The sequence below is a fragment of the Bacillus sp. FSL K6-1012 genome, assembly GCF_037964915.1.
Classification (GTDB): Bacteria; Bacillota; Bacilli; order Bacillales; family Bacillaceae; genus Bacillus; species Bacillus halotolerans.
This window is the reverse complement of record NZ_CP150175.1, coordinates 3,221,362-3,234,178: the sequence shown is the minus strand read 5'-3', so window position 1 is coordinate 3,234,178 and position 12,817 is coordinate 3,221,362. Positions and strand designations below refer to the sequence as shown.

At 44.0% G+C, this 12,817-nt stretch carries 8 protein-coding genes; 7 read left to right on the top strand and 1 reads right to left on the bottom strand.

Annotation, left to right across the window (positions count from 1 at the left end):
• Positions 1 to 3 precede the first annotated feature (3 nt).
• Positions 4 to 1,035 carry a nitronate monooxygenase gene (locus NSS75_RS16850; protein WP_339234024.1) on the top strand — a complete coding sequence of 344 codons (1,032 nt, stop codon included), beginning with the start codon at positions 4 to 6 and terminating at the stop codon, positions 1,033 to 1,035.
• A 24-nt stretch (positions 1,036 to 1,059) separates the two neighbouring features.
• Positions 1,060 to 1,314, top strand: a complete 255-nt coding sequence (locus tag NSS75_RS16845; protein WP_024122638.1) for a hypothetical protein — start codon at positions 1,060 to 1,062, stop codon at positions 1,312 to 1,314.
• A gap of 12 nt (positions 1,315 to 1,326) precedes the next feature.
• Here NSS75_RS16845 and NSS75_RS16840 read toward each other — a convergent pair whose 3' ends face one another.
• Positions 1,327 to 2,064 (bottom strand): protein-glutamine gamma-glutamyltransferase, encoded by a 738-nt coding sequence (locus tag NSS75_RS16840; protein WP_024122637.1) that lies wholly within the window; start codon positions 2,062 to 2,064, stop codon positions 1,327 to 1,329.
• A 160-nt stretch (positions 2,065 to 2,224) separates the two neighbouring features.
• Here NSS75_RS16840 and NSS75_RS16835 point away from each other — a divergent pair, with 160 nt between their 5' ends.
• The 5 genes from NSS75_RS16835 to NSS75_RS16815 all read left to right on the top strand — a co-directional run bounded on the left by NSS75_RS16835 (position 2,225) and on the right by NSS75_RS16815 (position 12,802).
• Positions 2,225 to 4,213 carry a methyl-accepting chemotaxis protein gene (locus tag NSS75_RS16835; protein ID WP_339234019.1) on the top strand — a complete coding sequence of 663 codons (1,989 nt, stop codon included), beginning with the start codon at positions 2,225 to 2,227 and terminating at the stop codon, positions 4,211 to 4,213.
• Positions 4,214 to 4,387: 174 nt separating this feature from the next.
• Complete coding sequence (locus NSS75_RS16830) at positions 4,388 to 6,376, top strand: methyl-accepting chemotaxis protein (protein ID WP_268497565.1); 1,989 nt, start codon at positions 4,388 to 4,390, stop codon at positions 6,374 to 6,376.
• A gap of 126 nt (positions 6,377 to 6,502) precedes the next feature.
• Complete coding sequence (locus NSS75_RS16825; protein WP_024122633.1) at positions 6,503 to 8,488, top strand: methyl-accepting chemotaxis protein; 1,986 nt, start codon at positions 6,503 to 6,505, stop codon at positions 8,486 to 8,488.
• Between the two features lie 112 nt (positions 8,489 to 8,600).
• Positions 8,601 to 10,589: a methyl-accepting chemotaxis protein TlpB gene (gene tlpB, locus NSS75_RS16820; RefSeq protein WP_216393814.1), complete on the top strand. Its 1,989-nt coding sequence runs from the start codon at positions 8,601 to 8,603 to the stop codon at positions 10,587 to 10,589.
• 143 nt (positions 10,590 to 10,732) lie between these two features.
• On the top strand, positions 10,733 to 12,802 hold the full coding sequence (locus NSS75_RS16815; protein ID WP_106019458.1) for a bifunctional aldolase/short-chain dehydrogenase: 2,070 nt from the start codon (positions 10,733 to 10,735) through the stop codon (positions 12,800 to 12,802).
• Positions 12,803 to 12,817 lie beyond the last annotated feature (15 nt).

Here is a 12,817-nt window from a genome sequence, read left to right as displayed (position 1 = left end):
TCTATGACTCAATGGATGAAAGCATTATCATTATCAAAGCCTGTCATTCAGGCGCCGATGGCAGGCGGCCTGGTCACACCCCGACTGGCAGCCGCTGTGTCGAATGAAGGCGCGCTCGGAAGTCTCGCTTCCGGATATCTCAGTCCAGCTACGCTTGAAAAACAAATCATCGAGATGCAGGAGTTGACAAGCAGCGCTTTTCAGGTAAATGTGTTTGTGCCGGAAAAAAGGAAGACACCGGACGATAAAACGGTTCACACATGGAAACAGAACATTCCGTTTGCGGAACAGGCGGCTGCTTTTCCTTTAGAGGAGGAAGAGTGGGAGGATTTTCATCAAAAAATAAATCTGATTCTTACATACAATGTAAGAGCCTGTTCATTTACGTTCGGCATTCCGCCTGATGAAAGCATTCATTTATTAAAGAAAAATGGCTGCTGTCTTATCGGAACGGCTACTTCGCCGCAAGAAGCCGTCCTGCTGGAAGAGCGCGGAATGGATATCATCGTGCTGCAAGGCAGTGAAGCAGGCGGCCACCGCGGTTCTTTTCTGCCGGTCAGCGGAGAGTCTTCTATTGGCTTAATGTCACTGGTTCCCCAAGCTGCAGACGCTGTTTCGGTACCCGTGATTGCGGCAGGCGGAATTGCAGACCGCCGCGGCGTCCAAGCGGCTCACTGTCTCGGAGCGCAAGGTGTACAGGTCGGGACTCCATTTCTTATGTGTGAGGAAAGCGAAGCCTCTGAAACGTACAGACAGGAATTAAAAGAAGCGCATGGAACAGACACGCGCCTTACCGCATTGTTTTCGGGGAAGTCTGCAAGGGGTATAGTCAACCAATGGATGAAAGAGCAACAAGCTGAAGAGGCAAATACACTTCCTTATCCATTGCAAAACACGTTAACAAAACCAATGAGAAAACATGCCGCCGCAGCCAAAGATTCTGGTCACATGTCTCTGTGGGCGGGGCAATCAGTCGGATTGCTCAATGGGCCCTCTGACGTGAAAACGCTGATAGCTGAGCTTTGCCAATCGTAACGTAACTAACAGAGGTGACAGACGATGAACATTCTTCAATATTCTTATAAAAAGAAAGGGAAAATTGAGTTTGTATTTGAAGACTGGCCTCATTCAAAAGTTACAATGGCTCCCATCAAAGGGTATTATTTTGTCCGGTTTATCAAGTGGAGCAGCCAAGATCCCATCGTGACGAGAAATGACCTTGAAAAAATGGAATGGGCTGCGAACCAGTATGTCGGCACAGCTCCTTTCTATCGAAAACGAAAAGCATTTGAAACCCCATCGTCCCCAAAATAGACGGTGGGGTTTTTAGCGGGTGATGGGATAGAGTGACGGAATATCAAGCCTGGTCGCTTGTGAAAGGAGATAAGCTGACTGTACGGCTCCTTTTCGTCTGAAAGAATTCAGCTTATCAATAATTTGCTGAGCGTTTAAAATTCCCAGGCCGTGAGCAAAATATTTGTCCTTTTCTAATAAAATCACATTTTCGCCTCTCCACTGCGCTTTCTGCGGATCAAATTCAGGATTTTTAAAATACAAACAGTCTCCAAGGAAAAAGTGATGTCCCGTTTCCGTATATATCGGCAATTTCTCATAATGCCAGTCATATAAAATAATTCTGTCAAAGGCTGCGTCGAATTTTTCTTCTCCGATGGTTTTAAGCAATGCTAAGTAATAAATCACAACGATTGCCGTCGCGCATTCAAACGCGTAAAACGGGCCGTTTTCTGCAATATCCCGAATCGCCTTTGAAGGCGGCATTTTATACTTAAGCTCCAGAGCCCCTTCCGGTGAAACCCGCCAATACGCTGTATTCCCGTATGTTTTTACAAAGGTGGCGAACTTCGCCCCGCTTTTATGCAGCGCTTTTGCCGATTCAACGATATTCATGCGCAAATGAAGCTCAAACATCAGTTCAGCGATCGAATGATAATCAAACTGAACGGGTGTTTCAATCATTTCTTTTAGCAGCGGATTCAAGTTCTTGTCAATTTGCCAGTTTTCAATGTCTTGGGGACGGAGCCATTGTCCGGATACAATAATCATCTGAAGCCCCCCTTGTTTTTTATAAACTATGCACAAGGCTTGGGCAATGAAAGCTAAAAAGACAGAGAAAAAAGCTGAAAAGGAAATTTCTTGTTTTTGATTTTAAAAACTTTTTAAAGCAGCCGATATATAGTGTATCAACCTGAAGGAGAAGCTGGATATGAAGACTTTTATCAATTGGCTGACAAAACCGTCAATTTCTAGAAAACTAATGATTTCATTTGTTGTGATTTTAATCATTCCGATTCTTATATTGGAATTCAGTTCTTACCGCTCAGCAAGCGGAAAACTGGATCAGGAAATCATGGGAAATGCGAAAAATAGTGTCGATTCATTTAATACAACAGTTACAAATGATTTAGGAGCAAAAGCGAAAGGCATCAGCTTTTTCAGCGAATCACTGAAAAGCTCCGCATTTAAAGGAAAATCCAAACAAGAAGAGCTTAAGGCCAAGTTTTCGCAATATGTTTCCATTAACCAAGATGTAGCCAGAATTTACGGAGGGGCAGAAAACGGAACATATGTACAGGCACCGAAAGAAAAATTGCCGGATGGCTACGATCCGAGAAAACGCTCTTGGTACCAGGATGCAATGAAAGCCGGCGGTGAAATCGTAGTGACCGATCCTTATGTGGCAGCCAGCGACGGAAGCATGGTCATTACCATTGCTCAGGAATTGAAGGATGGTTCAGGCGTCGTTGCCATGGATATCACAATTGATAAACTGTTAGAACAGATGAAACAAATTAAAGTCGGAAAAGAAGGCTATGTTTTCATCGCGACGAAAAACAAAACATATGTCGCCCATCAAAACCATAAGGCTGGTGAAAAGCTGTCTGGCGACTGGGTTGCCAAAATGTATGACAAGGACAGCGGCGAGCTGCAGTATACCCTGAATCATGAAGATAAAAAGATGACATATACGACAAATCAACTGACTGGCTGGAAAATTGCCGGCACCATGTATATGAGTGAAATCAAGGAATCCTCAAAATCTGTCCTGACAACAGGCATGATCGTGCTGATTGCTTCAATACTTATAGGCGGGATGTTAATCCTGTTTATCGTTGGTTCGATCACAAAACCGTTAAAACGTCTGGTTCAATCATCAAAAATGATCAGCAGCGGGGATCTGACAGAAACCATCGAAATCCGTTCGAAAGATGAACTGGGCGAGCTTGGCGAAAGCTTCAACGAAATGGGACAATCCTTGCGTTCGCTTATCAGCACTATTCAAGACTCTGTTAATAATGTTGCCGCATCATCCGAACAGCTGACTGCATCAGCCGGACAAACGAGCAAGGCGACGGAGCATATCACAATGGCAATTGAGCAGTTCTCAAACGGAAACGAAGAGCAAAGCGAAAAAGTGGAGTCCAGCTCTCATCAGCTGAACATGATGAATGAAGGGCTCCAGCAAGTCTCACAAACATCATCAGACATTACGAAAGCGTCTATCCAATCAACGGAAATCGCGGGTACAGGCGAGAAGTTTGTCCAGCAGACAGTCGGGCAGATGAATTCAATTAATGAGTCGGTTCAGCAGGCTGAAGCAGTGGTGAAAGGGTTAGAAGAAAAATCAAAAGATATCACGAGTATTTTACGAGTCATCAATGGGATTGCTGATCAAACAAACCTGCTGGCATTAAATGCAGCCATTGAAGCAGCGCGGGCCGGGGAATCTGGACGAGGCTTCTCTGTTGTAGCGGAGGAAGTGCGTAAGCTGGCCGTTCAATCTGCAGATTCATCTAAAGAAATCGAGAATCTGATCCAGGAAATCGTTGCAGAAATCGAAACTTCTCTTCACATGTTTAAAGCCGTTAATCAAGAAGTGCAATCAGGGCTAGTTGTCACAGACAATACAAAGGAAAGCTTCCAAAGTATTTTCAGCATGACAAATGAGATTGCAGACAAATTGCAGACGATGAATACAACCGTAGAACAGCTGTCAGGCCGTTCAGAGCATGTATCGGCATCGGTGAGCGGAATTGCCGATGTTTCAAGAGAAAGCTCGGCAAGCATTCAAGACATTGCTGCATCGGCCGAGGAGCAGCTTGCTTCTATGGAAGAAATCAGTTCATCAGCCACGACCCTGGCGCAGATGGCAGAAGAGCTCCGTGATCTGACAAAGAAATTTAAAATTGAATAAGAGCAAAAAACAGCGCTTATGAAGCGCTGTTTTTCTGTATAAGAAATAATAAAAAAGACCTGTCTAAATCGGTGAGTTTTGAACTATTTTTCATTTTTTCCTTCATTTTCAATGTAAGATAAAGGAATATCAGCCGATATAATTTGTAAATTATTGAAAGAAGGTTCAAGAGGAATGAAAAAAACACTCACCACCATTCGCAGATCATCAATTGCCAGGAGACTCATTATTTCTTTCCTGCTGATCTTAATTGTCCCGATTACGGCACTATCGGTAAGCGCTTATCAATCAGCCGTTGCATCTCTTGACATACAGATGACGCAAAGCGCAAAGGAGAACGTTCAAATATTAGATAACATTATTGATGGCAAAATCAAAACGACTGAAAAAAGCCTCGCGTTTTTCAGCGATTGGGCGACAGCAGACAAGTTGAAAGACAAGAAAAAAACGGAGCTCAAACAAGAATTTAAACAATTTATTCAAATGAATGACAATGTCGCTGCGGTGTTTTCAAGCAGCAAAGACGGGACATTCACACGCTATCCGCACGCAGACATGCCGAGTGACTTTAATGCTTTAGAACGTGACTGGTACACAGAAGCCATGGCTAATAAAGGAAAGATAATTGTGACCGAACCTTACGAATCCATTTCATCAGGAAAAATGGTTGTCACCATTGCACGCCAGACAAAGGATGGATCAGGCGTTGTCGCCATGGATATGAAAATCGATGACCTTGTGGCAACAGCAAAAGAAATCAGTATTGGCAAAGAAGGCTATGCCTTTATCCTCAGCCAAAATAAAGAAGTCATCGCCTACTCCGGTGAAAAAGCGGGTACGCAGTTAGAAGGGGAGTGGATAGACAAACTTTACAAAGACAAAAGCGGCGACTTTGAATATACGCACAAAGGAAAGAAGAAGAAAATGGCGTTCGCCACAAGCGAAACAACAGGCTGGAAAATCAGCGGCACGATGTATGCCGACGAGATCCATGATGCCGCAAGCAGGGTTCTAGTTATGGCATCAGTTGTTCTGGCCATTGCCATTGCAGCCGGAATAACGGCGATTTATTTTGTCATCCGGTCGATTACAAGGCCTTTGAAACGCATCGTTGCATCAGCAGAAAAAATCAGCAAAGGCGATTTAACAGAAACGATAGAAATCAAATCAAAAGACGAACTCGGGGTTTTGAGCCAAAGCTTCAACAATATGGCGCACTCTCTCCGCTCGCTGATATACGGCATCAAAGAATCTGTAGAACATGTCGCCTCATCGTCAGAAGAGCTGACAGCTTCCGCAGATCAGACAAGCAAGGCCACTGAACACATTACAATGGCGATCGAACAATTTTCAAACGGAAGCGAAAACCAGAGCGACCGAATCGAGACGACAACAGAACAAATTAACGAAATGAACGACGGACTTGCTGAGCTGGCCCGGGCGGCGGCAGTCATTACAGAAACCTCTGCAGACTCCACCGAAGTGTCAAGCACAGGGGAAACACTTGTTCAGAGAACAGCCGGCCAAATGAATACGATTGATCATTCTGTGAAAGAAGCGGAGCAAGTGGTCAAAGGCCTGGAAATCAAATCAAAGGATATCACAAATATTTTACGTGTTATCAACGGCATCGCAGATCAAACCAATCTTTTAGCATTAAATGCCGCCATTGAAGCGGCAAGAGCAGGCGAGTACGGACGAGGCTTTTCTGTAGTCGCTGAAGAAGTGAGAAAACTTGCGGTACAGTCGGCAGATTCAGCTAAGGAAATTGAATCGCTGATCAGCGAAATCGTAAAAGAGATCCATACATCATTAAACGTTCTTCAATCCGTAAATAAAGAAGTGGAAACAGGTCTGGTCATGACAGACGAAACAAAACAAAGCTTTAAACATATATCAAAAATGACGAATCAAATTGCCGCAGAATTGCAAAACATGAATGCGACGGTTGAACAGCTGTCGGCAGGGTCTCAGGAAATTTCCGCTGCTTCTATAGATATCGCCGCTATTTCTAAAGAAAGTTCAGACGGCATTCAAGATATCGCAGCTTCAGCCGAGGAGCAGCTTGCCTCCATGGAAGAAATCAGCACATCAGCACAGACGCTTGAAAAAATGTCCGAAGAGCTGCGGGATTTGACAAAACGATTTAAATTGGATGATTAATAGGTCTAAATCACTAATTTTTAATAGGGATTTAGTTATTTTTCTTGAATTTCTTCTTTTTTAATGTATATATTTACCCATTTTCAGCCGATATGAAGGGTAGCATAAAAAAGGAGAAATGAACTGATGAAAAAAATACTCCAACTTATTAAACAGAGATCAATTACACGGAAGCTTCTGGTTTCCTTTCTATCGATTCTCATCATACCGGTTGCCATAGTAGCGGCGATTGCTTATGGATCTGCCAGCAGCTCGCTCGACAGACAGATGATGGGAAGCGCCTTAGAAAATGTACAGCAACTAAACGAAATCATTAACACCAGCATCGGAGAAAAAGAAAACAGCGCCGAATACTTCAGCGAATGGCTGACACAAAAGAAATATAAAGCAAAGAGCAATGCCAGCATTGAAGAGAAATTCTCACAATATATTAAAATCAATAAAGACGTGGAATCTATTTATACAAGTGACAAAGACGGGCGCTTTACCCGTTACCCGGATCTGCCGATGCCAAGCGATTATAATCCCGTTGAACGGGACTGGTACAAAAAAGCGGTTGCCAATAATGGCAAAGCCGTCGTAACAGATCCATACAAAACAGCATCTACGAACACAATGGTTGTGACAATTGCCCAGCAGACAAAAGACGGATCAGGCGTTATCGCAATCAACATGACGATCGATAACCTGCTGAAAACGACGAAACAAGTGAACATCGGCACAGAAGGCTATGCTTTTATTATGACGAACGACAAAAAGGTCGTTGCGCATCCTGACGAGGCTTCAGGGACCGAATTGAAAGGCGACTGGCTTGAACAGATGCTGTCTGCCGATAAAGGCGATTTTCAATACAGCATGAACGGCGATAAGAAAAAAATGGCCTTTGATACGAACAAGCTAACGGGATGGAAGATAGGCGGAACGATGTATCTGGACGAGATTCATGATGCGGCTAAGCCTGTGCTTCACCTTGCATCAATTGTCCTGATTGCAGCCATTCTCGTCGGTATCATCGTGATGACATTGGTTATTCGATCAATCACGACACCGCTGAAACAGCTTGTCGGTTCATCTAAGCGGATCAGTGAGGGAGATTTAACGGAAACGATTGATATCCGTTCAAAAGATGAACTGGGCGAACTGGGCAAAAGCTTTAACAATATGGCGTCTTCACTTCGCTCTCTCATACACGCCATTCAGGATTCGGTAGACAATGTTGCCGCTTCCTCCGAGGAATTGACGGCATCTGCCGCGCAAACAAGCAAGGCGACCGAGCATATCACATTGGCAATAGAACAATTTTCAAACGGCAATGAAAAACAAAATGAAAACATCGAAACAGCGGCGGAGCATATTTATCAGATGAATGACGGATTGACGAATATGGCTCAAGCTTCTGAAGTCATTACAGATTCATCTGTTCAATCGACAGAAATCGCGAGTGCGGGCGGACAGCTTGTTCATCAGACTGTCGGCCAAATGAACGTGATAGACAAGTCCGTGAAAGAAGCAGAACAAGTTGTTCGCGGATTGGAAACCAAATCAAAAGACATCACAAACATTCTGCGCGTGATTAACGGTATTGCTGACCAGACGAACCTGCTTGCACTAAACGCTGCCATTGAAGCGGCGCGCGCAGGTGAATACGGGCGCGGCTTCTCCGTCGTAGCAGAAGAAGTCAGAAAACTGGCTGTACAGTCCGCTGATTCAGCTAAAGAGATTGAAGCACTCATCATTGAAATCGTGAAAGAAATCAACACATCTCTCGGCATGTTCCAGTCTGTGAACCAAGAGGTGCAAACAGGCCTTGACATCACAGATCAAACTGAGACAAGCTTTAAACGAATCTCTGAAATGACAAACCAGATAGCCGGAGAACTGCAAAACATGAGTGCGACGGTTCAGCAGCTTTCTGCCAGCTCTGAAGAGGTATCGGGAGCGTCTGAGCATATTGCATCGATTTCAAAAGAAAGCTCAGCCCACATTCAAGATATCGCGGCATCAGCCGAAGAGCAGCTTGCTTCTATGGAAGAAATCAGCTCATCAGCAGAAACACTTTCAAGCATGGCTGAAGAGCTTCGCGATATGACAAAACGATTCAAAATTGAATAATGAGTCAAAACACCCAAGGTTCTGCGCTTGGGTGTTTTTTTTAGTTTTTTTATTAAAGCTTTTATCCTAGCTTGACGATATTATTTTTAGCTTAAAGGAGGAATTATCGAGAATGGGAAAATTCATACATTGGATCAAACAGCCATCAATCAGCAAACCGCTTATCGCTGCGTTTCTGACAGTGCTCATTTTGCCGATTGGGGTATTAGCATATTTCAGTTATCAATCAGCTTGGAACGCACTGGACAGGGAACTTACGAATAGTGCAATAGGAAACGTTGAAGAACTCAACAGCACACTTGAAAACAAATTGAAAAATAAAGTAAAAGCAATTGATTATTACAGCGAGACGATTGATAAGGACATATTACAAGGCAAAAATAAAACCTTACTGAATGAAAAATTTAAGCAGTACACAACACTAAATGCCGATGTAGGAGCAATCTATGCGGCTTCAGAAAATAAAAAGCTTTACAAATATCCGGAAAGCGGCGTTCCTAAAGGTTTCGATCCGACAGGACGTGACTGGTACAAACAGGCTGTTGCGAAAAAAGGACAGGCTGTATTCTCAGAGCCATATACTGACGAAGCGACAGGGGATATCGTTATTACAATTTCCAAACAATTAAAAGATGGCTCAGGGGTCATAGCGCTTGATTTAAATCTGGATGAAGTGCTGGCAGCTTCACAGAGAATAAAAATCGGTAAAAACGGCTTTGCATTTATTACAACAGGCAACAAAAAATATATCGCCCATCCGACGATTAAGCCTGGAACAACTGGATCCGGCGACTGGACAAAAGAGGTATATTCAAAAGCAGACGGTTCATTTCAATATACCTTCGAAGGCAAAGAAAAGAAAATGGCATTTACGACAAATAAATTGACAGGGTGGAAAATCGCGGGTACGTACTTTGTCAGTGAATTGCAAGATGCTTCAAGTCCGGTACTGAACACTGCCGTTATCATTCTATGTGTGTCAATTGTGATCGGCGGCATACTCATTCTCTTTATTATACGCGCCATCACCAAACCGTTAAGAAAACTGGTTTTAACATCTGCGAAAATCAGCAGCGGAGATTTAACGGAAGTGATTGATATTCAGTCGAAAAATGAGTTTGGCCAGCTAGGAGAAAGCTTTAACGAAATGTCTGAATCATTGCGTTCTGTCATCGGTGTTATTCAAACATCTGTAGAAAATGTGGCATCATCTTCCGAAGAACTGACGGCAAGTGCAGCCCAAACGAGCAAGGCGACTGAACACATTACGCTGGCAATCGAACAATTTTCAAATGGCAACGAGGCGCAAAGCGAGAAATTGGAAACAAGCTCAGATCATCTTTCTCAAATGAACCATGGCATATCAAAAGTGGCTCAGGCTTCATCAACCATTACGAAGTCTTCGATCCAGTCCTCTGAGGCAGCCGGAAGCGGAGAAAAACTGGTAGAGCACACAGTCGGCCAAATGAAGACAATCGATGAATCCGTACAAAAAGCGGAAGCGGTTGTCAAAGGACTTGAAACAAAATCTCAGGACATTACCAGTATCTTAAATGTAATCAATGGCATTGCCGATCAAACGAACTTGTTGGCTTTAAATGCAGCAATTGAGGCAGCCAGAGCCGGAGAATACGGCAGAGGCTTCTCTGTTGTAGCGGAAGAGGTCAGAAAACTTGCTGTGCAATCAGCACATTCTGCGAAGGAAATTGAAGGATTAATTCAAGAGATTGTCAGAGAAATCAGCACGTCGCTCTCTATGTTCCAATCCGTGAATCATGAAGTTAAAGAAGGCTTGCAAATTACAGACCAAACAGCTGAAAGCTTTAAGCAAATCTACGAGATGACATCGCAAATATCCGGTGAATTACAAAATCTGAATGCAACGGTTGAACAGCTGTCAGTCGGATCACAGGAAGTATCAAGTGCGGTTGAGGAAATTTCCGAAGTAGCGAAAGAAAGCTCAGCGGGCATTCAAGATATCGCAGCTTCGGCGGAAGAGCAGCTTGCGTCTATGGAGGAAATCAGTTCTTCAGCTGAAACATTGGCGAACATGGCGGAAGAACTTCAAGACATTACGAAAAAATTTAAAATTGAATCTTAATAGAAAAAGAAAGCGGCATATCTTTGCTGCTTTCTTTTTTTGTTTCTTGATAAAAACAAAAATAAACAAAAGGTATTCAAAAACAAACAAACATAATATATAATGAAAGCGGATACAAATAAAAGGGACGGAGGAAGATGAAAATGGTGAAACATGTATGGGAATCAGAACATGCCGCCCAGCTGCCAAAGGGTGTTGAAGAATTGGTGTATCGGTCCAATTTAATCGGAGCAGACCGCACTGTATGCAACTGGGGCGGCGGCAATACGTCGATGAAAACAACGGAGAAGGATTTCAGAGGCCGCGAAACAGAAGTGATGTGGGTAAAAGGAAGCGGCTCAGACTTGGCAACAATGAAAACGCATAACTTTACCGGCCTGAGATTAGATGACATCCGTCCGCTGATTGAAAGAGACCAGATGTCAGATGAAGAAATGGTAGATTACTTGTCTCATTGTATGATAGACAGCAAACATCCCCGCCCTTCCATTGAAACACTCTTACACGCATTTTTGCCATACAATCATGTTGACCATACCCATCCGGATGCAATTATCAGCATTTGCTGCGCTGATAATGGAAAACAAATTGCCGAAGATATTTATGGCAGCCGGTTTGTATGGGTGCCATACGTTCGCCCGGGATTTACTCTGTCTAAAATGATCGCAGACGGCGTGGCAAACAATCCAAATGCCGAGCTTGTCTTAATGGAAAAACACGGCTTAGTCACTTGGGGAGATACGTCAGAGAAGTGTTATGAGAAAACGATCTCCATTATTCAAGAAGCTGAGCAGTACATTCATGAACGCATCAACCAAAAACAGCGATTCGGCGGCAGGCGATACGAGTCACTGCCAGCAGATAAGCGGAAACAAATTCTGGCGGGTATCATGCCTGTTATCCGAGGAGCTGTAAGCGATGAAAAGAAAATGATCCTCTCCTATGACGATCATGAAGAGGTATTAGAATTTGTAAACAGCGTGCAAGCGCCGGAGCTTTCTCAAATTGGCGCTGCGTGTCCGGATCACCTCGTTCATACAAAGCGTGTCCCGCTGTACATTGAATGGAATCCGGAAACGCAAGATGCACAGGAGCTGGAGGATCTTCTGAAGTCAGGGATCGAGCGCTTCAAAGCAGAGTATCAAGCTTACTTTGCACGCAATCAGCAGGAAGGGGATCAAATCTTTGAATCAGCGCCGCGTGTCATATTGATTCCTGGCATTGGCATGGTCAATACGGGAAAAAGCCTTGCCATGTCAAAAGTTAGCGGTGCTTTATACCAGAGAGCTATTGCTGTAATGAAAGGCTCTGCCTCACTCGGACGATTTGTTTCATTAAACGAAAATGAATCCTATCATGTTGAATACTGGCCGCTGGAATTATATAAACTCACGCTGGCCCCGCCGGAAGCAGAATTTTCTCGAAAAGTAGCATTGATAACAGGTGGCGCCGGCGGAATCGGAAGTGCAGCCTGCCGGCACTTTGCAGCAGAAGGCGGACACGTGATCGCGGCTGACCTGAATGTAGAAGGCGCACAAAAAATTGCCGAGGAAATAAACGAAACGTACGGAGAAGGACGCGCAATGGCTGTCAAAATGGATGTGACAAATGAAGATGAGGTACAGTCTGCCTTTGAACAAGCAGCGCTTACCTACGGCGGCATTGACATTGTCGTTAATAATGCCGGGCTGGCAACATCAAGCCCTTTTGACGAAACAAGTTTAAAAGAATGGAATCTCAATATCAATGTATTGGGAACCGGCTATTTTCTCGTGGCCCGGGAAGCGTTTAAGCAAATGAAACAGCAAAACATAGGCGGAAGCATGGTGTTTGTGGGATCGAAAAACGCTGTCTATGCGGGAAAAAACGCTTCAGCCTACAGTTCGGTAAAAGCACTTGAAACCCATTTGGCTCGATGTATTGCAGCAGAAGGAGGAGAATACGGCATTCGTGTAAACTCAGTTTTGCCTGACGCGGTTCTCCAAGGCTCAGCGATTTGGGGGTCAAGCTGGCGGGAGGAACGGGCTGCGGCATATGGAATAGAGCCGGATCAGCTAGAGGAACATTATCGGAAACGCACAACGCTTTTGGTTAATATTTACCCTCAGGATATTGCCGAATCAATCGCGTTTTTGGCTTCTTCTAAAGCTGAAAAGACGACAGGGTGTATGATTACAGTAGACGGCGGCGTCCCGGCAGCTTTTACGCGTTAGAAGTATGCTATGATA

Coding starts and splice junctions, on each gene's coding strand:
- NSS75_RS16850 (WP_339234024.1), top strand. CDS start 4: ATGACTCAATGGATGAAAGCATTATCATTATCAAAGCCTGTCATTCAG.
- NSS75_RS16845 (WP_024122638.1), top strand. CDS start 1,060: ATGAACATTCTTCAATATTCTTATAAAAAGAAAGGGAAAATTGAGTTT.
- NSS75_RS16840 (WP_024122637.1), bottom strand. CDS start 2,064: ATGATTATTGTATCCGGACAATGGCTCCGTCCCCAAGACATTGAAAAC.
- NSS75_RS16835 (WP_339234019.1), top strand. CDS start 2,225: ATGAAGACTTTTATCAATTGGCTGACAAAACCGTCAATTTCTAGAAAA.
- NSS75_RS16830 (WP_268497565.1), top strand. CDS start 4,388: ATGAAAAAAACACTCACCACCATTCGCAGATCATCAATTGCCAGGAGA.
- NSS75_RS16825 (WP_024122633.1), top strand. CDS start 6,503: ATGAAAAAAATACTCCAACTTATTAAACAGAGATCAATTACACGGAAG.
- tlpB (WP_216393814.1), top strand. CDS start 8,601: ATGGGAAAATTCATACATTGGATCAAACAGCCATCAATCAGCAAACCG.
- NSS75_RS16815 (WP_106019458.1), top strand. CDS start 10,733: ATGGTGAAACATGTATGGGAATCAGAACATGCCGCCCAGCTGCCAAAG.